The organism is Dactylosporangium roseum (assembly GCF_025264685.1).
Classification (GTDB): domain Bacteria; phylum Actinomycetota; class Actinomycetes; order Mycobacteriales; family Micromonosporaceae; genus Dactylosporangium; species Dactylosporangium roseum.
In genome coordinates this window covers 4589983-4611109 of the sequence record NZ_CP073721.1, presented here as the reverse complement: position 1 = coordinate 4611109, position 21127 = coordinate 4589983, and the positions used below count along the sequence as shown (strand labels likewise).

19 protein-coding genes and 1 pseudogene are annotated in these 21127 nt (G+C 74.1%); 8 read left to right on the top strand and 12 right to left on the bottom strand.

The window, feature by feature from the left end:
• Position 1: 1 nt before the first annotated feature.
• Positions 2-124: a hypothetical protein gene (locus Drose_RS21635; RefSeq protein WP_260723113.1), complete on the top strand. Its 123-nt coding sequence runs from the start codon at positions 2-4 to the stop codon at positions 122-124.
• Between the two features lie 41 nt (positions 125-165).
• On the opposite strand, the gene Drose_RS21630 is transcribed toward Drose_RS21635, so the two are convergent.
• The 8 genes from Drose_RS21630 to Drose_RS21595 all read right to left on the bottom strand — a co-directional run bounded on the left by Drose_RS21630 (position 166) and on the right by Drose_RS21595 (position 6363).
• Positions 166-1545 (bottom strand): DUF1861 family protein, encoded by a 1380-nt coding sequence (locus Drose_RS21630; RefSeq protein WP_260723112.1) that lies wholly within the window; start codon positions 1543-1545, stop codon positions 166-168.
• A gap of 119 nt (positions 1546-1664) precedes the next feature.
• Positions 1665-1829 (bottom strand): hypothetical protein, encoded by a 165-nt coding sequence (locus Drose_RS21625; protein ID WP_260723111.1) that lies wholly within the window; start codon positions 1827-1829, stop codon positions 1665-1667.
• A 32-nt stretch (positions 1830-1861) separates the two neighbouring features.
• Entirely contained in the window at positions 1862-2989 is a 1128-nt protein-coding gene (locus Drose_RS21620; RefSeq protein WP_260723110.1) for a hypothetical protein, read from the bottom strand.
• 97 nt (positions 2990-3086) lie between these two features.
• Positions 3087-3941, bottom strand: a complete 855-nt coding sequence (locus Drose_RS21615) for an alpha/beta fold hydrolase (RefSeq protein ID WP_260723109.1) — start codon at positions 3939-3941, stop codon at positions 3087-3089.
• A 181-nt stretch (positions 3942-4122) separates the two neighbouring features.
• Entirely contained in the window at positions 4123-4788 is a 666-nt protein-coding gene (locus Drose_RS21610; protein WP_260723108.1) for a response regulator transcription factor, read from the bottom strand.
• Positions 4785-5912, bottom strand: a complete 1128-nt coding sequence (locus tag Drose_RS21605) for a sensor histidine kinase (RefSeq protein ID WP_260723107.1) — start codon at positions 5910-5912, stop codon at positions 4785-4787. Before Drose_RS21605 ends, Drose_RS21610 begins: the two co-directional genes overlap by 4 nt.
• A 136-nt stretch (positions 5913-6048) precedes the next feature.
• The gene (locus Drose_RS21600; protein ID WP_260723106.1) at positions 6049-6171 is read right to left on the bottom strand and encodes a hypothetical protein; all 123 of its coding nucleotides are present in this window, start codon (positions 6169-6171) and stop codon (positions 6049-6051) included.
• A 9-nt stretch (positions 6172-6180) separates the two neighbouring features.
• Positions 6181-6363: a hypothetical protein gene (locus Drose_RS21595; protein WP_260723105.1), complete on the bottom strand. Its 183-nt coding sequence runs from the start codon at positions 6361-6363 to the stop codon at positions 6181-6183.
• Positions 6364-6445: 82 nt separating this feature from the next.
• On the opposite strand from Drose_RS21595, the gene Drose_RS21590 reads away from it, so the two are divergent.
• From Drose_RS21590 to Drose_RS21570, 5 genes are all read left to right on the top strand, one after another.
• Complete coding sequence (locus tag Drose_RS21590) at positions 6446-7840, top strand: cytochrome ubiquinol oxidase subunit I (protein ID WP_260723104.1); 1395 nt, start codon at positions 6446-6448, stop codon at positions 7838-7840.
• Positions 7841-7849: 9 nt separating this feature from the next.
• Positions 7850-8854 carry a cytochrome d ubiquinol oxidase subunit II gene (gene cydB / locus Drose_RS21585; protein WP_260723103.1) on the top strand — a complete coding sequence of 335 codons (1005 nt, stop codon included), beginning with the start codon at positions 7850-7852 and terminating at the stop codon, positions 8852-8854.
• Positions 8851-10494 (top strand): thiol reductant ABC exporter subunit CydD, encoded by a 1644-nt coding sequence (cydD, locus tag Drose_RS21580; protein ID WP_260723102.1) that lies wholly within the window; start codon positions 8851-8853, stop codon positions 10492-10494. The genes cydB and cydD overlap by 4 nt, the downstream gene beginning before the upstream one ends.
• Positions 10491-12221 carry a thiol reductant ABC exporter subunit CydC gene (gene cydC, locus Drose_RS21575; protein WP_260723101.1) on the top strand — a complete coding sequence of 577 codons (1731 nt, stop codon included), beginning with the start codon at positions 10491-10493 and terminating at the stop codon, positions 12219-12221. Before cydD ends, cydC begins: the two co-directional genes overlap by 4 nt.
• Before the next feature lie 401 nt (positions 12222-12622).
• Positions 12623-14977: a phosphoketolase family protein gene (locus tag Drose_RS21570; protein ID WP_260723100.1), complete on the top strand. Its 2355-nt coding sequence runs from the start codon at positions 12623-12625 to the stop codon at positions 14975-14977.
• A gap of 8 nt (positions 14978-14985) precedes the next feature.
• Here Drose_RS21570 and Drose_RS21565 read toward each other — a convergent pair whose 3' ends face one another.
• Both Drose_RS21565 and Drose_RS21560 read right to left on the bottom strand, forming a co-directional pair.
• Positions 14986-16701, bottom strand: a complete 1716-nt coding sequence (locus Drose_RS21565) for a GAF domain-containing sensor histidine kinase (RefSeq protein ID WP_260723099.1) — start codon at positions 16699-16701, stop codon at positions 14986-14988.
• A 36-nt stretch (positions 16702-16737) separates the two neighbouring features.
• Positions 16738-17373 carry a response regulator gene (locus tag Drose_RS21560; RefSeq protein WP_260723098.1) on the bottom strand — a complete coding sequence of 212 codons (636 nt, stop codon included), beginning with the start codon at positions 17371-17373 and terminating at the stop codon, positions 16738-16740.
• Positions 17374-17525: 152 nt separating this feature from the next.
• Here Drose_RS21560 and Drose_RS21555 point away from each other — a divergent pair, with 152 nt between their 5' ends.
• Complete coding sequence (locus Drose_RS21555) at positions 17526-18566, top strand: Acg family FMN-binding oxidoreductase (RefSeq protein ID WP_260723097.1); 1041 nt, start codon at positions 17526-17528, stop codon at positions 18564-18566.
• Between the two features lie 149 nt (positions 18567-18715).
• The gene (locus Drose_RS21550; RefSeq protein ID WP_260723096.1) at positions 18716-19714 is read left to right on the top strand and encodes a zinc-dependent alcohol dehydrogenase family protein; all 999 of its coding nucleotides are present in this window, start codon (positions 18716-18718) and stop codon (positions 19712-19714) included.
• A 4-nt stretch (positions 19715-19718) separates the two neighbouring features.
• On the opposite strand, the gene Drose_RS21545 is transcribed toward Drose_RS21550, so the two are convergent.
• Both Drose_RS21545 and Drose_RS21540 read right to left on the bottom strand, forming a co-directional pair.
• A complete protein-coding gene (locus Drose_RS21545; protein WP_260723095.1) occupies positions 19719-20591 on the bottom strand; it encodes a universal stress protein in 873 nt (290 codons plus the stop codon).
• 102 nt (positions 20592-20693) lie between these two features.
• Positions 20694-21098: pseudogene (locus tag Drose_RS21540) on the bottom strand (CoA-binding protein); the annotation flags it as partial.
• Between the last annotated feature and the right edge of the window lie 29 nt (positions 21099-21127).

The following is a 21127-nucleotide window of genomic DNA, read 5'->3' as shown; positions in this document are numbered from 1 at the left end:
CGTGGCCGACACTGCCGTGCCGGACGTGCCGGACGTGCCGCCTGGTGCCGAGCCGGCGGCCTCGTCGCGCGCCGGACACGACGGGCCGGCCGCGGCCGGCACCGCGTTGATCCCACCGGCGTGACGGCGGACCGGTGAGCGCGGGCCGGACCCGGACGGCGCCGGCTACGCCACCGGGACCTTGCCGCCCTCGAGCACCCGCTTGAGGGCGGCGAGGTCGGCGAGCACGGCCTCGGCGTCGCGGTCGAACTCGGCGTCGGCCACACCCGGCCGGCGCCGCAACGTGAACACCACCTCGCTGCGGTCCCCGTCGGCGATCACTCGCATCGGGTTGTGGACGATCTCGCCGGACGCGAGCGTCACGTCGTGGTCGAGCACGCCGAAGGGGTTGCGGGGGGCGAAGTCCAGCAGGAGCCGGCCCATGCCCGACTCGGCGACCCACCGGCCGTCGACCAGCTCGACCGAGGTGCACAGGTCCGGCGCCCAGGCGGGGAGGTTGGCCGGGTTCGCGGCATACTCGTACACCTCCCGCGGCGACCGGTCGACCAAGGTGCTGAGGTGCCGGGACTCCCCGTGCCATGAGCCCTCGGCCGGGTGCGGCAGGCCGGCCGGGAGGGTGAGCGTCACCGACCCGAGTGCCGCGTCACCGAGACCGCAGTACATCCGGAAGCGCCCGTCGGGCAGCGCCTCCAGCGAGCCCGGGAACACCACGTCCGAGATCACCGGGTATTTCGCCGGGGCGGGCGGGAAGTCGTCCCGGACGGCGACGACCACCGGCGCCGTCGTCGTCCGCCGGTCGGGATCGATCGTCCACCACGCCGCCGCGTACCGCTGCGTCGAGCCCTCTTCGCCGATCGCGATGTGGCCGAGGACCCCGACGGTGCCGCCGCCCAGGTCGTACAGCTCGTTCGTGCCGACCTTCGTGTCCGGCGCGACCTGGTCGACGAACACGTGCGCCGAGGCGATCAGCTCGGGGGTGATGCTGGTGTACGAATCGGTGACCGCCACGCTGACCCGCCCGATGCCGGCGATCCCGCCCTGGGGCCGGCCGCACACCACGACGTCGCCGTCCCGCTGCAGCAGCCGGACGTCCTTCATGCCCGGCACCTCGAGGAACGGCTTCGCCGGGTCGAGGTCGCGCACGGCGGGGGCGGCGTGGAACCGGGTGACCGGCAGCGGGGGAGTGTGGCCGTGGTCGAGCGTGACGACCCCGAGGACCAGCCACGGCCGTCCGCCGGGGCCGGTCATCCAGGCGGCGAACGGATCCTCGGCGGCGGTGAAGACGGGCGCGTCCGGCACCGGGTGCCAGCCGTCGGGCGTCCGCTCGAAGAAGCGGACCTGCGGATTCCACGACGCCCGGTCCCGCCAGTAGCTCCTGGGTGACTCGACCCGGACCGCCAGCCAGGTCCGGTCGGGCTCGGCGATGAGGCACGGGTTGTACGCCAGCCGGTCCCCGGTGCCGGGCACCCGGTCCAGCTCGCCGCGCGGCCGGTCGGCGCGGCGGCGGTAGGCGGCGACGAGTTGCTGATACGTCGGTCCGGTCACTAGGGCCTCCGCTTCGCTCCGGTGCGCTCCGGACGGGTCATGCAGCCAGTCTGTGGGTTCCGCGGTGCCCGCGGTGGGATATCGGCCGGCCCGTCACCCGGTGGATCAGGGGCCGGCCGTCACCCCGCCGGGGGTGCCATCGCGACGCCACCGAACGGCCTGGGCACCATGGCGAGGGCGGCACGCAGGGCCATCGCCCCCGTGACCCGGTCGGCGACGCCGGCCCGCGGGTCGGCGCGGTTGGGCGGACCGGTGCCGCCACCGGCCGGCCGTCCGCGCATCATGCCGGGCGCTCACCCGGCCGGCCACCGCCCGGTCACGCGCCGTTCGTCGTCGAGCGGAGGAGGGTGCGCAACTCCTCGCGCCCGTGCGGCAGGCCCGCCCGGCTGAACCAGATGATCATGTTGGCGATGCCGTTCCAGCATTCGTCGTTCTCGACGAGCGCTGTCAGGAACGCGTGCTGGTCGGGGCGCAGCGGGGTGCCCGGAGTGTGCCGGGCCGGGAACGCGCGCCGCAACAGCGGGCCCCAGTCCGAGTCGACCGTGTACGCGTTGGTCATGCGCGCCACCGCGAGCGCCTCGTCCCGGATCTCGGTGAAGGTGGTCGTACGCCGGAGCAGGGTCTGGACGAGCGCGAACCGCAGCCAGCCGTCCAGCAGCATCTCGTGATCGGCGAACCAGCCGTCGGCCGTCACCGGGTCCAGCAACGCCTCCCGGACCACCGCGAGCGCGGCCGGTTCGTCGTCGAGGGCGGGTGCCAGCGCGGCGTACGCGCGGACCGCGGGCTCGGCGTCGGCCAGCAACTCGCGCGGCGCCACGCTCCATCGGGCCACGGTCAGCGCCGTGTTGGCCCGCGCGTGCGGCGGCCGCTGCCGCACGCGCTCGAGCATCCGCTCGGCCACCGCCTGCCGCGACTCGGCCAGGTCGGGGGCGAGCAGCAGGTGCCCGGCGGCGCCTTCGGCGGCGGTGCGGACGGACTCGTCGGCGTCGTCGAGGTACAACGCGACGACCTGGAACAGGTCCCGCCGGATCGCCCGGCAGGCCGCCACGTCGGCCTCGTCGGCCTCGTCCGGTTCCTCGTCCTCGTCCTCGTCGTCGGGGTCCTCGCCCCATGAGGCGCTCTCCGCGACGTTGCCGAGCCAGTCCAGCAGCGCCGCCCGCAGCGGCCGGGCCCGCTCGTCCCACGGCAGGGCGCTCTCGCACGGCACCAGCGTGCGGGGATCGCCGAGAATCCCCGCGACGTACAGCGCGGTGGGTGCCGTCGCCGAGTAGATGCTGCCCTGGTGGAGCACGGCGGCGTCGAGCACCCCGAGCACGGGGCCCGCCGCGTCCGGGTCTCCGCTGAGCAGCCCGGCCAGTCGTTCGGGCAGGTCTGCCGCGTCGGTGTAGGCATGTTGGAGGGCGGCCCAGTCGGTGCCGGTGAGCACGGCTTCGGGGTCGATCACCGCGCCATCATGATCGCTGCCCCCTATGCCGGTCAAACCTGGATTTCGGTGGCTCCGGCGCGATGATCGGGCGGCCCCGGGCCGGATCCGCGCACGGTCAGCCCAGCTCGCCGGCGAGCCAGGGCCGCAGGATCGGCAGGACGGTGGCGGCCCGCATGGCCTGTAGGTGGTCCAGACCGTCCAGGACGTGGACCCGCCAGCCGAGGGCTTCCAGCTCGGCGCGCCTCCTGATGACGGGGCCGGCGAGGCTGACGTGCACCCCGCCCCAGCGCTCCTCGTACGTGATCTCGTCGGCCGAGCCCACGAAGCACAGCCGGGGGCAGGTGAGCCGGGCCAGGGCGGCGCGGTCGTCGAAGTCCTGCAGCGCCTCGTACAGCGTCACGAACTGGCGGGTCTGCGCCTCGGACAGCGTCATCGGCGCCGTCGACCAGCCCGGCTCGTCGGGCGGCGGCACCGGCGCGGGCGGTGCCGCCGCGTTCGCCGTGGCCATCGTGTGGGCCGCCGTGGTGACCCGGAGCAGTTCCCGGTTCGGCTGGTCGAGCGGCGGATATCCGCCCATCACCAGCGCGGTGAGGCGGTCGGTCCGGACGGCGAGCTGCAAGCCGCTGACCGCCAGCCAGGAGTACCCGTAGTACGCGAACCGGCCGGCACCCACGGCATCGGCGACGGCCAGCAGGTCGGCGGCGACGTTGTCCGGCGTCAGCGTGGCGGGCTTCGGCACCCGCAGGCAGTGGCCCTCGTAGTCGAAGGCGACCACCCGGAACCTGTCGCTCAGGCCGTCGACGAGTGCGCGGCCGAGGGCCGGGTCGGCGCCCCACTCGCGCAGTTCGTCGGCCTGCGGCCCCTCGACCGGCCGCGGGTTGACGGGCAGCAGCACCGTGGGGCCGTCACCGTGCACCTCGACGCTGATGGTGTTGCCGTCATGGAGTCGTACCTCGGGCGATGCAGTCATGGCCTCAACCGTATCGTTGAACCGCCCGGTGAATGTTCGGCGCGTCGCAGCGCTGGCCGATGGGCACAAAGCCTCAAACCGCGGTACACCGCTCCCAGCCGGCGCGGCATCCTGGCCGCGCCGGCCCGCGACTGGGGCGGCCGACCGGGTCCACGAGTTCCGGATCGAGGTGGCGGCCCGCTCAGCGCAGCCAGCCGGGCCGGACCAGGCCGGCCTCGTAGGCGAACACCACGAGCTGCGCCCGGTCGCGGGCACCGAGCTTGACCATGGCTCGGGAGACGTGGGTCTTCGCCGTCGCCGGGCTCACCACGAGACGGGCCGCGATCTCGTCGTTGGACAGGCCGATGCCGACCAGCGAGACGACCTCGCGCTCGCGCTCGGTGAGCTCGGCGAGCCGCTGCGGCGGGGCCGGGGCGGCGGTCCGCGCCGCGAACTGCTCGATGACCCGCCGGGTGACGCTCGGCGACAGCAGGCCCTCGCCGGCCGCCACGACCCGCACACCGTGGATGAGCTCGGCCGGCATGGTGTTCTTCACCAGGAACCCGGCCGCTCCCGCCCGCAGCGCCTCGGCGACGTACTCGTCGAGCTCGAACGTCGTGAGGACCACGATCCGCACTCCGGCCAGTGCCGGGTCGGCGGCGATCTGGCGGGTCGCGGCGAGACCGTCGACGCTGGGCATGCGGATGTCCATGAGGATCACGTCGGGGCGGACCTGCCGGGCCAGGCGGACCGCGTGTGCGCCGTCGCTGGCCTCGCCGACCACCTCGATGTCCGGCTCGGCGTCCAGCAGGGACCGGAAACCGGCGCGGACGAGGGCCTGGTCGTCGGCGAGGACGACCCGGATCACGGGGCCGGCTCCGGTCCGAGGGGCAGGTCGGCGCGGACCTGCCAGCCGCCGCCGGGTTCCGGCCCGGCGGCGAGGGTGCCGCCCAGCGCGGCGGCGCGCTCCCGCATCCCGGTGATGCCGTTGCCCGCGGGTGCGTCGGCGGGCCGGCGGGCACCGCCGTGGTTGTCGATCTGGATCACCAGCGCCTCCGGCCGGTATTCGACGGTGATGGTCGCGGCGGCGCCCGCGCCGGCGTGGCGCCGCACGTTGGTCAGTGCCTCCTGGACGATCCGGTACGCCGCCCGGTCGACGCCGGACGGCAGCGGCCGGGGCTCGCCGTCGACGACGGTCCGCACCGGCAGGCCGGCGTCGGCGGTCAGCTCGTCGAGGCGGTCCAGGCCGGGCGCCGGTGCTCGTGGTGCTGCCTCCCCGGTCGGGTACAGCAGGCTCAGTACCGACTGCACCTCACGCAGCGCCTCGGCGCTGGCCCGGTGGATGGTGTCCAGGGCGAGCCGCGCCTCCTCCGGCTCGCGGGCCATGAGGTGCAGGCCCACCCCGGCCCGCACGTTGATCAGCGACAGGTGGTGGCCGAGCACGTCGTGCAGCTCGGCGGCGATCCGCAGCCGTTCCTCGCTGGCCCGGCGGCGCCGCCGCTCCTCCTCGAGCCGCCGCTGCTCCCGGATGGTCTGCTTGGCCAGCCGTACGGCCTCCGTGCCCATCTCGGTGACCAGCCCCGCTCCGGCGAGGATCGCCGCCACGGTCAGCGCCCGGCCCGCGGTCGGCCCGTCGAGGACGGCCCACACCGCATACGAGGCGCCGGCGACACCCCACGCGAACCAGCGGTGCCCGGCGGTGATCGCGGCCGAGGCGGCGATGACCGGCGCCATGAACGTGATCCCGTCCGGGCGGTCCAGCACGTGGTACGTCACGATCGCGGCGGCCACGATGACGCCGTTGACCCGCGGCCTCGTGTGCCGGTCGGCGAGTGCCAGGCCGCTGAGGACGAGCAGCACGTAGCCGACGACGCCGACGTCGGCCGGCGCGCCGCGCGCCAGCGCCGCGGTGCCGAGCGCCTGAACCAGCGCGGTCAGCACCGCCAGGCGGGGGCCTGGCCGCTGCTCCACCCGGGGGCCGGACGGGGTCATGCAACGAACTGTAGAGCAGCCGCGCCCAGCCGAGGCCACGGCGGTCACCGCTGGTCGAACAGGCCCGGCAGGACTCCGTCGGGCGCCGGTTTGTCATACGGGGCCGGTGTAATGCGGACCGGCCCGCGGCCGCCGGTCACCTGATCAGGAGGTTGACGACCACGGTGAGGATGATCGACAGGAGGATCGAGCCGACGATCATCAGCAGGCAGCCCAGCGCGCCTCCGAGCGGGCGGATCTCGACGTTTCCGATTCGCATTCCTCTCGGCTACCCCGTGCCCGGCCGGATCACACGAGGCGGTGCCACCGCGGGCTCACCCGCCGCGGTCAGCGACAGGGCCAGCGCGGCGGTGGCGGTGAAGTCGACCGCCGGCTCGACGCTCGGCCAGGCCCGCACGTCGTCGAGGAACCAGGGCGTCGGGGCCCGCCGCGTCCGGTTCGGCGCGGTCACAGCGGGTCCGAGGACCTTCGGGCTTTCCCGGACGGGACCTTCGGCCCTGAGTGCGTGACCCGGCGATGGACAGACTCGGGGCATGGACGCGCTCGATCTCGCCCGGTGGCAGTTCGCGATCACCACCGTGTACCACTTCATCTTCGTCCCCATCACGATCGGCCTGTCCGCACTCGTGGCCGGACTGCAGACCGCGTGGGTACGCACCGGGCGGCCGGAATACCTGCGCGCCACCAAGTTCTGGGGCAAGCTCTTCCTGATCAACTTCGCGATGGGCGTGGTCACCGGCATCGTCCAGGAGTTCCAGTTCGGCATGAACTGGAGCGCCTACTCGCGCTTCGTCGGTGACATCTTCGGTGCCCCGCTGGCCATCGAGGGCCTGCTCGCGTTCTTCCTCGAGTCCACGTTCCTCGGGCTGTGGATCTTCGGCTGGGATCGGCTGCCCAAGCGCGTCCACCTCGCGACCATCTGGCTCGCGTCGATCGGCACGATGCTCTCGGCGTACTTCATCCTCGCCGCGAACTCCTGGATGCAGCACCCCGTCGGCTACACCGTCAACGCCGAGCGGGGACGTGCGGAGCTCACCGACTTCTTCGCGGTCCTGACCAACTCGACCGCGCTCGTCACCTTCCCGCACACGATCACGGCCTGCTTCCTCACCGCCGGTGCCCTGATGCTCGCCGTCAGTGCCTGGCACCTGCGCCGCGACCACCAGTCCGAGGTGTTCCGCCCGGCGCTGCGGCTCGGCGCCTGGGTCGTGCTCGTCGCGGGCGTCGGCGTCCTCGTCACCGGCGACCTGCAAGCCCGGGTCATGACCGAGCAGCAGCCGATGAAGATGGCCGCCGCCGAGGCGCTCTACGAGACGGACAAGCCGGCCTCGTTCTCCGTGTTCACCATCGGCTCCCTCGACGGCCGCGAGGAACTCGCCTCCGTGCGCATCCCCTCGCTGCTGTCCCTCATGGCGACCGGCAGCCCGGGCGGCGAGGTCGAAGGGATCAACGACCTGCAGCGACAGTACGAGCAGCAGTACGGCCCCGGCGACTACGTCCCCTACGTGCCGATCACGTACTGGTCGTTCCGGCTGATGATCGGCTTCGGCGCGCTCGCCATGGCCGTCGCCGCCCTCGCCCTGTGGCGCACCCGCAAGGGCCGCCGCCCCGCCGGGCGCTGGCTGTGGACCGCCGCGGTGGCCACGGTGGCGATGCCGTTGCTGGCCAACTCCTTCGGCTGGATCTTCACCGAGGTCGGCCGCCAGCCCTGGACCGTCTTCGGGCTGTTCAAGACCTCCGAGAGCGGCTCGCCGTCGGTGCCCGCGAGCACCGTCGCGACCTCGCTGATCGTCTTCACGCTGCTGTACGGCGCACTCGCGGTCGTCGAGCTGATGCTGATGCTGCGGTACGCCCGGGCCGGCGCGCCGGAAATTGTCACACCCCCCGACGACGATGCATCCGAACGCCCGCTGGCGTTCGCGTACTGAGGACGACGCATGGAACTCACGACCGTATGGTTCATCCTGATCGCCGTGCTGTGGGCGGGATACTTCCTGCTCGAGGGCTTCGACTTCGGTGTCGGCGTGCTGCTGCCCGTCCTCGGCCGTGACGAGCGGGAGCGGCGGCTGCTCATCAACACCATCGGCCCGGTCTGGGACGGCAACGAGGTCTGGCTGCTCGTCGCCGGCGGCGCCACCTTCGCCGCGTTCCCGGAGTGGTATGCGACGCTGTTCTCCGGCTTCTACCTGCCGCTGCTGCTCATCCTCGTGGCGCTCATCGTGCGCGGCCTCGCGTTCGAGTATCGCGGGAAGGTCGACAGCCCGCGGTGGAGGCAGCGCTGGGACCTGTGCATCATCGTCGGCAGCCTGGTGCCGGCAGTGCTGTGGGGCGTCGCCTTCGGCAACATCGTGCGCGGCGTGCCGATCAGCGCCGACCACGAGTACGTTGGCGGGTTCGTCAACCTGCTCAACCCCTACGCACTGCTCGGCGGCCTGACCACGCTGTCGCTGTTCGCGCTGCACGGTGCGGTGTTCCTGGCGCTCAAGACCGACGGCGACGTGCGCGACCGGGCCGGCCGGCTGGCCTTCCGGCTCAGCCTGCCCGCGGTGGCGCTCGCCGGCGGCTTCCTGCTGTGGACCCAGGTGACCCACGACGACACCTGGGGCTGGGTCCTGTCCGGCGCCGCCGCGGCGGCCCTGGCCGGGGCGGTCGCCGCCGCCCGGTTCCGGCGCGAGGGCTGGGCGTTCCTGGCCACCGGCGCGACGCTCGTCCTCGCCGTCGCGGCGCTGTTCGTCACGCTGTTCCCCGACGTCCTGCCGACCAGCCTTCCCGGCGGCGACAGCCTCACCGTGACCAACGCGGCCTCCACGCCGTACACGTTGAAGGTCATGACCTGGGTCGCGGTGCTCTTCACGCCGATCGTGCTGGCCTACCAGTCCTGGACCTACTGGGTGTTCCGCAAGCGGCTGCGCGCCGAGCACATCCCGGTGAGCCACCCGTGAGACCGCTCGATCCACGCCTGCTGCGGTATGCCAGGGCGACCCGCGCCTACCTGGCGCTGTCGGTGGCGCTCGGCGTCGCGCTCGCCGCGCTGCTGGTCGCCCAGGCGACGCTGCTCGCCGACGGCATCACCGCCGTCTACCTGCACGGCGCCGACCTGGCCGGGCTCGCGCCGACCCTCGGCTGGCTGGTCGTGGTCGTCGGGGCCCGGGCGGCGGTGGCGTGGGCGCAGGAGGTCGCCGCGGCGCGCTCGGCGGCGGCGGTCAAGCGCCAGTTGCGCGCCAGGCTCCTCGCCCACGTCGCCGCGCTCGGGCCCGGCGCGGCACACCGCAGCGGTGCCGTCGCCACGCTCGCCACCCGCGGCCTGGACTCGCTCGACGCCTACTTCGCGCGATACCTGCCGCAGCTCGTCCTGGCCGCGCTCGTGCCGGTCATCGTGCTGGTCCGGATCGCGCCCGCCGACCTCGTCGCCGCCGGCACGATCGCGGTCACGCTCCCGCTCATCCCGGTCTTCATGGTGCTCGTCGGGCTGCACACCCAGGCGGCCAACCGGCGGCAGTTCCGGCTGCTCGCCCGGCTGTCGCACCACTTCCTCGACGTGGTCGCCGGGCTGCCGACCCTGCGGGTGTTCGGCCGCGCCCGGCACCAGGCCGGGGTCGTCGCGCGGATCAGCGCCGAGCAGCGCCGGGTCACGATGCGCACCCTGCGGGTCGCGTTCCTGTCGTCGCTGGTGCTCGAACTGCTCGCCACCCTGTCGGTGGCACTCGTCGCGGTCGGCATCGGCCTGCGGCTCGTCGACGGCGGCCTGGGCCTGGCGACCGCCTTGCTCGTGCTGATCCTGGCGCCCGAGGCATACCTGCCGCTGCGCCAGGTCGGCGCCAACTACCACGCCAGCGCCGAAGGTCTCGCCGCGGCGACCGAGGTGTTCGAGATCCTGGAGACGGCACCACCGCCGGCCGGTGCGGCGCCCGCCCCGGCCGGCGTGATCCGCTTCGAGGGCACCGTCGTGCGCCACGAGGACCGGGCCGAGGCGTCGCTGCCCGCGTTCACCGCCGCCGTCCACCCCGGCGAGCTGGTCGCCCTGACCGGCCCGAGCGGCTGCGGCAAGTCGACCGCGCTGGCGCTGCTGATGGGCTTCGCCACCCCGGCCGGAGGCCGTGTGCTCGTCGGCGGCACGGACCTGTCCACGGTGGACATGGACGCGTGGCGGTCACGGGTGGCCTGGCTGCCGCAGCGCCCCTGGCTCAGCTCCGGGACGATCGCCGACAACATCCGCCTGGGCGCCGCGGACGCGTCCGACACGGCGGTCCGGCGGGCGGCCGAGCTCGCCGGCGCGCTGGACTTCGTCGACGAGCTGCCCGCGGGTTTCGGCACCCGGCTCGGCGACGACGGCGCCGGCCTGTCCGCCGGGCAGCGGCAGCGCATCGCCCTGGCCCGGGTGTTCCTCCGCGACGCGCCGCTGGTCCTGCTCGACGAGCCGACCGCCAACCTCGACGCCGCGACCGAGCGCGACATCCTCGCCGCGATCCGGGCGCACTCCGCCGGCCGGACCGTCGTCCTGGTCGCCCACCGCCCGTCCCTGGTGGCGATCGCCGACCGGGTGATCCCCGTCGGCCACCCCACGCCGGTGGCGACGACATGAGCGTTCCGGAGCGCAGCACCGTTGGCGCGGTGCTGCGGCTCTGCCGGCCCGCGGCCGGCAGCCTCGCCCTGTCGGTGCTCGCCGGGGTCGGCGCGGCCGGTGCCGCGGTCGGGCTCATGGCGACCTCGGCGTGGCTCATCTCGCGCGCCGCGCAGCACCCGCCGGTGCTCCACCTGATGGTCGCGATCGTCGCGGTGCGGGCGTTCGGCATCGGCCGGGGCGTGCTCCGCTACGTCGAGCGGCTCACCGGCCACGACGCCGCGTTCCGGGTCCTCGGCGCCTTGCGGGTGCGCACCTTCCGGCGGCTGGAGCGGCTCGCCCCGGCCGGCCTGGCCGGATACCGCCGCGGTGACCTCGTCGCCCGGCTCGTCGACGACGTGGAGTCGGTGCTCGACGTCATCGTCCGCGTGGTGCTGCCGATCACCGTCGCCGCCGTCACCGGCCTCGGCTCGGTCGTGCTCGTCGCCGCGCTGCTCCCGGCGGCCGGCGCGGCGCTCGCGGCCGGGCTGGTGATCGTCGGGGTGGGCGTGCCGCTGCTGCAGTCGGCCGCGGTCCGCCGTGCCGACGCCCGGCTCGCCCCGCTGCGCGGCAGCCTCACCGCCGGCACCGTCGACCTGCTGCGCGGCCTGCCCGACCTCGTGGCGTGCGGCGCCGTCGGCGACGCCCTCGCACAGCTCGACCGCACCGACCGCGCACTGCTCGCCGCGGCCCGGCGTTCGAGCGCGACGGCCGGCGTCTCCGCCGCGGCCACCGCCCTCTGCACCGGCCTGAGCGTGCTCGCCGGACTGGCCGCGGGAGCCGTCGCCGTGCGGTCCGGCGCGCTCGACGGCGAGCTGCTCGCCGTCGTCGTGCTCACCCCGCTCGCGGTCTTCGAGATCGCCGGAGCGGTCCCGGCCGCGGCGCAGCGCCTCGGCGCCGCGCGGGCCGCCCTGGCCCGGCTCGCCGACATCGCCGCCGCCGCCGACCCCGCCCCGGACCCGGCACGGCCCAGGCCGGTCCCGCCCGGGCCGCCGACGGTGCGGCTGGAGGACGTCGACGCGGGCTGGACCCCGGGGCGGCGCGTGCTCCACGGCGTGTCGCTGACCCTGCGCCCCGGGCGGCGGGTCGCCCTGGTCGGCCCGAGCGGCGCGGGCAAGAGCACCGTTGCGGCCCTGCTGGTGCGCTGGCTCGACCCGTGCGCCGGCCGGGTCACCCTCAACGGCGTCGACCTGCGAGCGTTGCGCGGCGACGACGTCCGGTCGACGGTGGGCTATCTCGGCGACGACGCGTACCTGTTCGACAGCACGATCGAGGCCAACCTGCGCATCGGCCGCCCGGGCGCGACACCCGCCGAGCTGGAGTCGGCGCTGGCCGAGGCGCGGCTCCTCGACTGGGTCCGCGGCCTGCCGCAGGGCCTGGCCACCCCGGTCGGCGAGCACGGCATGGCGCTGTCCGGCGGCCAGCGCCGCCGGCTGGCCCTGGCCCGGGCCCTGCTCGCCGACTTCCCGGTGCTGGTCCTCGACGAGCCGACCGAGCACCTGGACGAGCGGACGGCCGCCGCCCTGACCCGCGACCTGCTGGCGGCCACGCGCGGCCGCACAGTCCTGCTGATCACCCACCGCCGCACCGACCTGTCCGCCGTCGACGAGGTGGTGGAGCTGCGGTCCGGCAGCATCCACCCGGCGGACACAGCACACGGCGACGAGACGCGGGCCTGGGATGGCGGCTTGGTGAACCTACGGCCATGACCGCCGTCCCTGTCGCAGCCCCCCGGTGCCGCGGCACCTTGTTGAAGCGGGCTTCGGACGTCTCCATGATGCTGGAGCGTTTTTGCTGCCCTGGGTGCAAAATCGCTCCAGGATCATGAGGGAGTCCGAAACCCGCTGGCAACGCTTGTCGATTGATGTGGCGCCGTTGCGCCGAACCGGTGCGGGACCCGGAGTGTTGTGGCTGCCTGCCGCATCCCGCGCTTCGGTACACCGCTCACCCCGAGCGGCTCCGCCCGGGTGGGGCCGGACCGGGACGGAGACGGCCGAAGCGCGCCGACCGGAGCGGCCCGACGGAACCGTGCGGCCGGTTTACCTCGCGGTGCGCGGGAGAGATCTGACCGGGATCGAGCACCCGGAACCGTCCTGAGGAGCAACGACACATGCGGGCACTGACCGACACACCGCTGAATGGGGAGGAGGTGGCGCGCGTCAACGCTTACTGGCGGGCCGCCAACTACCTCTCCGTGGGGCAGATCTACCTGCTCGACAACCCCCTCCTCGAGCAACCCCTCCGGCCCGAGGACGTCAAGGCGCGCCTCCTCGGGCACTGGGGCACCACGCCGGGGCTCAACCTGATCTACGCCCACCTCAACCGGGTGATCCGGCAGCGTGACCGGAATGTCCTCTACGTCACCGGGCCCGGTCACGGCGGGCCCGGGCTGGTGGCCAACGTCTGGCTCGAGGGAACCTACTCCGAGGTGTACCCCGAGATCGGCCGCGACGCGGTCGGCATGCGCCGGCTGTTCCGGCAGTTCTCGTTCCCCGGCGGCATCCCCAGCCACGTCGCGCCCGAGACGCCCGGGTCGATCCACGAAGGGGGCGAGCTCGGCTACTCACTGTCGCACGCGTTCGGCGCGGCCTTCGACAACCCGGACCTCGTCGTGGCGTGTGTCGTCGGCGACGGCGAGGCCGAGACCGGGCCGCTCGCGACGGCATGGCACGGCAACACGTTTCTCAACCCGGTCACCGACGGCGCCGTCCTGCCGATCCTGCACCTCAACGGGTACAAGATCTCGAACCCCACCGTCCTCGCGCGGATCTCCGACGAAGCGCTGACCAAGCTGCTGGAAGGGTACGGCTGGACGCCCTACCTCGTCGCCGGGGACGACCCGAGGACCGTGCACCAGCAGCTCGCCGCCACGCTCGACCGGTGCTTCGACGAGATCGGGCGGCGTGCCGAGGGGGTCCGGCCGCCGATGATCGTGCTGCGGACCCCGAAGGGCTGGACCGGGCCGAAGGCGTTCCACGGCCAGCCGGTCGAGGGCACCTGGCGGGCGCACCAGGTGCCGCTGCCCGACGCGCGCGGGGACGCCGAGCAACTGGCGCTGCTCGACGCGTGGATGCGCAGCTACCGGCCGGAGGAGCTGTTCGACCCCGGTGGTGCGCCGAGGGACGAGATCACGGACTGGCTGCCGACCGGCACCCGGCGGATGGGCGCGACCCCGTACGCCAACGGCGGCCTGCTCACCCGCCCGCTCGAACTGCCGGACTTCCGCGAGTACGCGGTCAAGGTCGACATGCCCGGCGCGCAGACCGGCGAGGCGACCCGTGTCCTCGGCGCGCTCCTGCGCGACGTGATACGTGACAACGCCCCGTACCGCAACTTCCGCCTCTTCGGCCCGGACGAGACCGAGTCGAACCGGCTCGGTGCCGTCTATGAGGCGACCGGCAAGGCCTGGCACGCCGCGGTCGAACCGACCGACGTCAACCTCAGCCCCGACGGCCGCGTGCTCGAGATGCTCTCCGAGCACACCTGCCAGGGCTGGCTGGAGGGCTACCTCCTCACCGGACGGCACGGGCTGTTCTCGTGCTACGAGGCCTTCATCCACATCGTCGACTCGATGTTCAACCAGCACGCGAAGTGGCTCAAGGTCGCCCGCCACCTGCCGTGGCGGCGGCCGATCCCGTCGCTGAACTACCTGCTCACCTCGCACGTGTGGCGGCAGGACCACAACGGCTTCTCGCACCAGGATCCCGGCTTCATCGATCACGTGGTCAACAAGAAGGCCGAGGTCGTGCGGGTGTACCTGCCGCCGGACGCCAACACGCTGCTCTCCGTCGCCGACCACTGCCTGCGCAGCCGTGACTACGTCAACGTCATCGTCGCCGGCAAGCAGCCGGCGCCGCAGTGGCTGTCGATGGAACAGGCCGCCGCCCACTGCGCCCGGGGCATCGGGATCTGGGACTGGGCGTCCACGGACGAGGGGGATCCGGATGTCGTACTGGCCTGTGCCGGCGACGTGCCGACCCTGGAGACCCTGGCGGCGGCGGCACTGCTGCGGCAGTACCTGCCGGAGCTCAAGGTGCGCGTGGTCAACGTCGTCGACCTGATGCGGCTCCAGCCGGTGTCGGAGCATCCGCACGGGCTCGCCGACCCGGAGTTCGACGCGATCTTCACGACCGACCGGCCGGTCATCTTCGCGTACCACGGCTATCCCTGGCTGATCCACCGCCTCACGTACCGCCGCGTCAACCACCCGAACATCCACGTGCGCGGCTACAAGGAGGAGGGCACGACCAGTACACCGTTCGACATGGTGGTGATGAACGACCTCGACCGCTTCCACCTCGTCATGGACGTCATCGACCGCGTCCCGGGTCTCGCCCGCCGGGCGGCCGTCGTCCGTCAGACGATGGTCGACAAGCGGGCCGAGCACCACCGGTACGTGCGGGAGACCGGCGTCGACCTGCCCGAGATCACCGACTGGCTCTGGCCGGCCTACGCCTCGGCGTAGCGAACGGGTTACAGCGGGATCCGCCACGCGACGCGGGTCCCGCCCGGCGCCGCCGGCTCGACCGTGCAGGTGCCGCCGAGGTCCTCCGCGCGGGCGCGCATGTTCGGCAGGCCGTTGCCCTGACCGCCGCCCTGATCGCCGCCCGGGCCGGGACCGCGCCCGTCGTCCTGCACGGTGAGCAGCAGCGCACCGCCACCGGCGGCGACGGCCACCCGCACCGAGCGGGCGTTGGCGTGCTTGACGACGTTGCTGAGCGCCTCGCGGAGCACGGCGAGCAGGGCCGTGCGCGCCGGGCCCGGCACCGCGGTGTCGACCGGCCCGTCGATGCGCAGCTCCGGCCGGAAGCCCAGCGCGTCACGGGCCTCGTCGATCAGCCCGCGCACCTCGCCGCGCAGGCTGTCGCCCGGAGTGCTGCGCAGCTCGAAGATGCTGCCCCGGATGTCGCGGATCGTCACGTCGAGGTCGTCGACGACCCGGTCGATGCGCTCCTGGACACCGGCGCTGCCCGCCAGCCGGGCCGCGCTCTGTAGCTGCATGCCGGCCGCGAACAGCCGCTGGATGACCACGTCGTGCAGGTCGCGGGCGATCCGCTCGCGGTCGCCGACCACCGCCAGCATCTCCCGCTCGTCCTGGGCCCGGGCCCGTTCCAGGGCCAGGGCCGCCTGCCCGGCGAACGTCTCGACCAGCGCGACGTCGGGGTCCTCGGCGAAGGCCACACTGCCCTGGCGGTACGCGACGACGAGCGCCCCGAGCGGAACCCCGCCGGCCGACAGGGGTACCAGCAGCGCCGTGCCCGTGGACAGCGACACCGGCCAGGCCGCGGCCTTGCCGAGATCCTCGACGACGGCGAGGTGCCGGCCGTTCACGACCTCGGCGAAGTCGCTGCGCGCCACGTCCACCGTGGCGCCGGTCAGGTCGTGGTCGCCGCCGACGGCCACCTCGACCCGCAGCACACCGGCCGGTTCGTCGTACAGCAGCACCATGGCAAGGTCGGCCTCGGCCACCTCCCGGGCGCGGGTGGCGACGAGGTCCAGGGCCTCGGTGCGCCGGACCTCGCCCAGCAGCACGGCGGTGATCTCCGCGGCGGCCTCCAGCCACCGCTGCCGGCGGCCGGTCTGGGCATACAGCCGGGCGTTCTCGATGGCCGCGCCCGCCGCGACGGACAGCGCCGCGACAAGGTCCTCGTCGTCCTGGGTGAACTGCTCGCCGCCGCCCTTCTCGGCGAGGTAGAGATTGCCGAACACCTGGTCGCGGATGCGGACCGGCACGCCGAGGAAGCTGTGCATCGGCGGGTGGTTGGGCGGGAAGCCGTATGCGCGGGGGTGCTGCGTGATGTCCTCCAGGCGGATCGCCCGCGGCTCCTCGATGAGCAGCCCGAGCACGCCGTGACCGCGGGGCAGGTCCCCGATCGCCGCGCGCTCCTTGGGTGTCACGCCATGGTTGATGAACTCGACGAGCATCCGGTCGGGGCCGATGACCCCCAGCGCACCGTACCGCGCGTCGGCGAGCCGGCACGCCGCCTCGACGATGCGCTCGAGGGTGCTGTGCAGGTCGAGGTCGGCGCCGATGCCGACGACGGCGTCGAGCAGGGCACGCAGCCGCTCCCGGTTGGTCATCACCTCGCCGACGCGAGCGAGCAGCTCTTGCAGCAGGTCGTCGAGGTCGACGCGGGACAGCGACGGTAGCTGCAGGTGAGGCTTCCAGTCCTCGGCGTCCTTGCCCATGCCGGACATCCTAGGCCGGGCGCTGCGGGGACGGGTTCAGTGCTTGCCGAGAAGTTTCGACGCGAGGACCGCCGCCTGGGTGCGCCGCTCCAGCCCGAGCTTCGCCAGCAGGCTGGACACGTAGTTCTTGACGGTCTTCTCGGCCAGGAACATCCGCTCGGCGATCTCCCGGTTGGTCAGTCCTTCGGCGACGAGCAGGAGGATCCGCCGCTCCTGCTCGGTGAGGTTGCGCAGCTCGTCGGGCTGCTCCGGGCCCTTGCGGATGCGCTCCAGCACGCGCGCGGTGACGGCCGGGTCGAGCAGGGACTGTCCGGCGGCGACCCGCCGGACCGCGTCGACGAGGTCGGTGCCGCGGATCTGCTTCAGCACGTAGCCCGCCGCGCCGGCCATGATCGACGCGAACAACGCCTCGTCGTCCTCGTACGACGTCAGGATCAGCGCCCGGATCGACGGGTCCACCGACCGGATGTCGCGGCACACGTCGATGCCGCTGCCGTCGGGCAGCCGGCCGTCCAGCACCGCCACGTCGGGCCGCAGTGCCGGGATGCGGTGCGTGGCCTCGACCGCGGAGCCCGACTCGCCGACGACCTCGATGTCGCCCTCCCGCTCCAGCATCTCGCGGATGCCGAAGCGCACCACCTCGTGGTCGTCGAGCAGATACACCCTGAGCATGTCGTCCTTTCTACCTGGTCCGGACGATTCTGGCACGTGCCCGATGGTCCTGACCGGTCCCGCGGCGATTCGGGACCTTCGCCTCTGAACGCCGAGTCCCACGCACGCGAGATTGGAGAGGTACCACCGACCGCCCGACCGAGGAGCATGCCATGGCCGCCATCCAGTACACCGACCGCGGGGCAGCGGTGCGGGTCGCCCCGGCCGGCCGGCTGCTGACCGGGGCCGTCCTCGCCGCGCTCGACGCCCCGTCCGTGCTCAACACCCAGCCGTGGCAGTGGCGCATCGACGGCGACCGGGCCGAGCTGCGCGCCGACCGGCGCCGCCAGTTGCCCGCCATCGATCCCGACGGCCGGCTGATGACGCTGAGCTGCGGGGTCGCCCTGCACCACGCCCGCGTTGCGCTCGCCGCCGACGGTGCGCAGGCCGAGGTGACGTACCTGCCGGACCCGGACGACCCGGACCTGCTCGCCACGCTGCGGTACACCGGCAGGGCCGAACGCGCACCGCACGTTCAGCGGCTGCGGCGGGCCATCTCGGTGCGCCGCACCGACCGCCGACCGTTCGCGGACGTGCCGGTGCCGCCGGACGCGCTCGACCGGCTCGCGGCCGCCGCGGCCGCCGCCGGCGCGCACCTGCACCTGGTCCGGCCGCAGGACCTCACCGGGGTCGCGGTGGCCGCCGGTCACGCCGCCGGCGTGGAGCGGTCCGACCCCGCCTACCGGGCCGACCTCGCGGCGTGGGTCCACTCGGACGACGGCTCCGGCACCGGCGTGCCGCCCGCGACGACCGTGCCGTCCGGTGCCCGGACGGTGCCGATCCGGAACTTCACCGGCGGTGACGAGAACGCCAGTATCTACAGCGGTGCGGAGGTAGCCGACCGCCATGCGCGCTACGGCGTCGTGGTCACCGGGGGCGACGAGCCGCGGGACTGGCTCGCGGCCGGCGAGGCGCTGAGCGCGGTGCTGCTCACCGCCACCGCCGACGGCCTGGCGACCTCGCCGATGAGCGATCTGGTGGAGATCATCGCCGCTCGGGAGGCGCTGCGCCGCACGCTCGGCAACGTCGGCCACCCGGCGATCGTCGTGCGCGTCGGCGTCGCCGGCCGCGGCGCGACCGGCCCCCGCGCCCCGCGCCGCGGCGCCGAGACCGCGGTCGAGCTGGTCGCCGAACGCGTGCCGGAGCGCCCATGATCGCGGTGACCGGCCCGTCGAGGAGCCGGGACGGTTGACACCGCGTCACCGCGGCGGAGACGCTCGGCACGGGCACGGGCACGGGCACGGGCACGGGGCGGGGCGGGAATGGTCGGTGCCCGGCCGGGCAGAGAGGCGGTGTGGCGCGGATGATCGCATGGCAGGTGCACCGGCCCGGGCCCGTCACGGGGCACCCACTGCGGCAGGTGTCGATGCCCGTGCCCGAGCCCGGCCCCGGCGAGCTGCTGCTGCGGGTGCGGGCGTGCGCGGTGTGCCGGACCGACCTGCACCTCGCCGAGGGCGACCTGCCGCCGATCCGGCCCGACGTGGTGCCCGGCCACGAGGTCGTGGGTGAGGTGAGCGAGCTGGGGGAGGGGGTCGCCGGGTTCGAGACCGGCGAGCGGGTCGGCGTGGCCTGGCTGCGACACACCGACGGCACCTGCCGGTACTGCCGGCGCGGCGCCGAGAACCTGTGCCCGGACTCCCGCTACACCGGCTGGCACGCCGACGGCGGCTACGCGGAGTACTGCGTCGCCCCCGCCGACTTCGTCTACCGCCTGCCCGACCGCTACGACGACGTCCACGTCGCACCCCTGCTGTGCGCGGGCATCATCGGCTTCCGCGCGCTGCGCCGGGCGGATCTGCCGCCGGGCGGCCGGCTCGGGCTCTACGGCTTCGGCGCCTCGGCGCACCTCGCCGCCCAGGTCGCCATCGCCCAGGGCGCCACCGTGCACGTGCTGACCCGCTCGAAGGCGGCACAGCGGCTCGCGCTGGACCTCGGCGCGGCCTCGGCCGGCGACGCCGCCGCGGCTCCGCCGGAGCCGCTGGACGCGGCGATCCTGTTCGCGCCGGTGGGCGATCTGGCACCGGTGGCGCTGAAGGCCCTGGACCGCGGCGGCACGCTCGCCGTCGCGGGAATCCACCTGACCGACATCCCCGTGCTGCGCTACGAGGACGACCTCTTCTACGAGCGGACGCTGCGCAGCGTCACCGCGAACACCCGCGAGGACGGCCGCGACTTCCTCGCCGTGGCCCAGGAGCACCCGCTGCGGGTGAGCGCGACGCCGTATCCGCTGACGCGCGCCGACCAGGCCCTCGCCGACCTCGCCGCCGACCGGGTGAACGGCGCCGCGGTGCTGGTCACCTGAGGCTTCACCGGAAGCCCGGCCCGCCGGGCGGGCTGTGCGCCACGAGCACCGGGCAGGCGGCGCGCTCCAGGACACGGCGCATCACGGACGGGGTCGCCGGCTGCCCGGCGTCGTCGGGGCACCGGGTGCCGAGCACCATGAGCGCGGCCCACTGCGACACCACCGTCAGCGCGTCCGCCGCCTCGCCGGGCTCGCTGCGGACCTCGACGTCGACGTGCGGGAACCGGGCGCGCCACGGCGCGACGGCCTCGTGCAGCCCGCCGCGCACGGCGGCCTCGTGGGCGGTCAGGTCGCGGCACCGTGGCCGGCCGGGCCGCCACAGGTCCGGATGGTGCCAGACGCGCACGATCACGAGCCGGCTGCCGCGACCGGCCGCCTCCTCGAAGGCCACCCGCAGCGCCCGCCGCGCCGACGCGGAGCCGTCGTACCCGACCACCACCGGGCCCCTCCTGGGCAGCACCGCGTCCGGTGCCGCCCAGCGCCGCGCGTCGTGCACGATGAGCACCGGGCAGTCCGCCCGGACGCCGAGCGCCGCGCTCACCGATCCCAGAGCACGCCCGCCGGCACCGCGGTCGGCGACCACGAGGAGCCGGGCGTCCCCCGCGTGCCGGCGCAGCACGGCCACCGGGCGCCCGACCTCGGTGGCGGCGACCGCGGCGACCCCGACGCGCCACCGCCTGGCCTCGGCCGCCGCCTCGGCTGCGACGTCCCGGTCGCGGGACGGCCCGGAGGGCGGCGACGGGGACTCCGGCAGCACCGAGAGAGCGAGGAGGGTGCGGGTGTACCGGTGGGCCTGCTCGGCCGCCCACCGCAGCGCGCCGAGGCTGTGCTCCGACCCGTCGACGCCGGCGACGACCGGCCCGAACCGGTAGGCCATCGTGGATCCACCTCCCACCGGGCGTTAGCCGTGGTCGGCGAGCACCCCGGGGCGTTCCGCCTCCGGCTCGATGCCGTGGTAGACGGTGGAGCCCGGCCGGATGCCGCCGTGCACCATGTCGGCCAGGGTCCGTTCCATGCCCATGCAGGTGTCCTCGACGTAGCCGAGCCCGGCCGAGCGGGCGAGCCGGCCGGCCTCCTCGCTGATGACGCCGAGTTGCAGCCACACCGCGCCGGCGCCGATCGCCGCGGCTTCCCGGACGATCTCGGGCGCGTCGCCGGACGGGCGGAAGACCTCGACGACGTCGACGTGCTCCGGTATGTCGGCGAGCCGGGCGTAGGCATGCTCGCCGAACAGCCGGTCCGCGTACGGGTTGACCGGGATGATCCGCCACCCCTGCTCCTGCAGCATCTTCGGCACCCAGTGCGCGGGCTTCTGCGGATCGCGTGACGCGCCCACGACCGCGATCGTGTGCGCTTCGGCGAGAATCTGCCTGGCGGTGCGCATCGGTCTCATCTCCCCCGGTAGGCCACTGC

Excerpts from the sequence above, each read along its gene's own strand:
- cydC (WP_260723101.1), top strand. The coding sequence starts at position 10,491 with ATGAGCGTTCCGGAGCGCAGCACCGTTGGCGCGGTGCTGCGGCTCTGC.
- Drose_RS21625 (WP_260723111.1), bottom strand. The coding sequence starts at position 1,829 with ATGATGCGCGGACGGCCGGCCGGTGGCGGCACCGGTCCGCCCAACCGC.
- Drose_RS21570 (WP_260723100.1), top strand. The coding sequence starts at position 12,623 with ATGCGGGCACTGACCGACACACCGCTGAATGGGGAGGAGGTGGCGCGC.
- Drose_RS21565 (WP_260723099.1), bottom strand. The coding sequence starts at position 16,701 with ATGGGCAAGGACGCCGAGGACTGGAAGCCTCACCTGCAGCTACCGTCG.
- Drose_RS21545 (WP_260723095.1), bottom strand. The coding sequence starts at position 20,591 with ATGGCCTACCGGTTCGGGCCGGTCGTCGCCGGCGTCGACGGGTCGGAG.
- Drose_RS21550 (WP_260723096.1), top strand. The coding sequence starts at position 18,716 with ATGATCGCATGGCAGGTGCACCGGCCCGGGCCCGTCACGGGGCACCCA.
- cydB (WP_260723103.1), top strand. The coding sequence starts at position 7,850 with ATGGAACTCACGACCGTATGGTTCATCCTGATCGCCGTGCTGTGGGCG.
- Drose_RS21590 (WP_260723104.1), top strand. The coding sequence starts at position 6,446 with ATGGACGCGCTCGATCTCGCCCGGTGGCAGTTCGCGATCACCACCGTG.
- Drose_RS21600 (WP_260723106.1), bottom strand. The coding sequence starts at position 6,171 with ATGCGAATCGGAAACGTCGAGATCCGCCCGCTCGGAGGCGCGCTGGGC.
- Drose_RS21555 (WP_260723097.1), top strand. The coding sequence starts at position 17,526 with ATGGCCGCCATCCAGTACACCGACCGCGGGGCAGCGGTGCGGGTCGCC.
- Drose_RS21560 (WP_260723098.1), bottom strand. The coding sequence starts at position 17,373 with ATGCTCAGGGTGTATCTGCTCGACGACCACGAGGTGGTGCGCTTCGGC.
- Drose_RS21615 (WP_260723109.1), bottom strand. The coding sequence starts at position 3,941 with ATGACTGCATCGCCCGAGGTACGACTCCATGACGGCAACACCATCAGC.
- Drose_RS21605 (WP_260723107.1), bottom strand. The coding sequence starts at position 5,912 with ATGACCCCGTCCGGCCCCCGGGTGGAGCAGCGGCCAGGCCCCCGCCTG.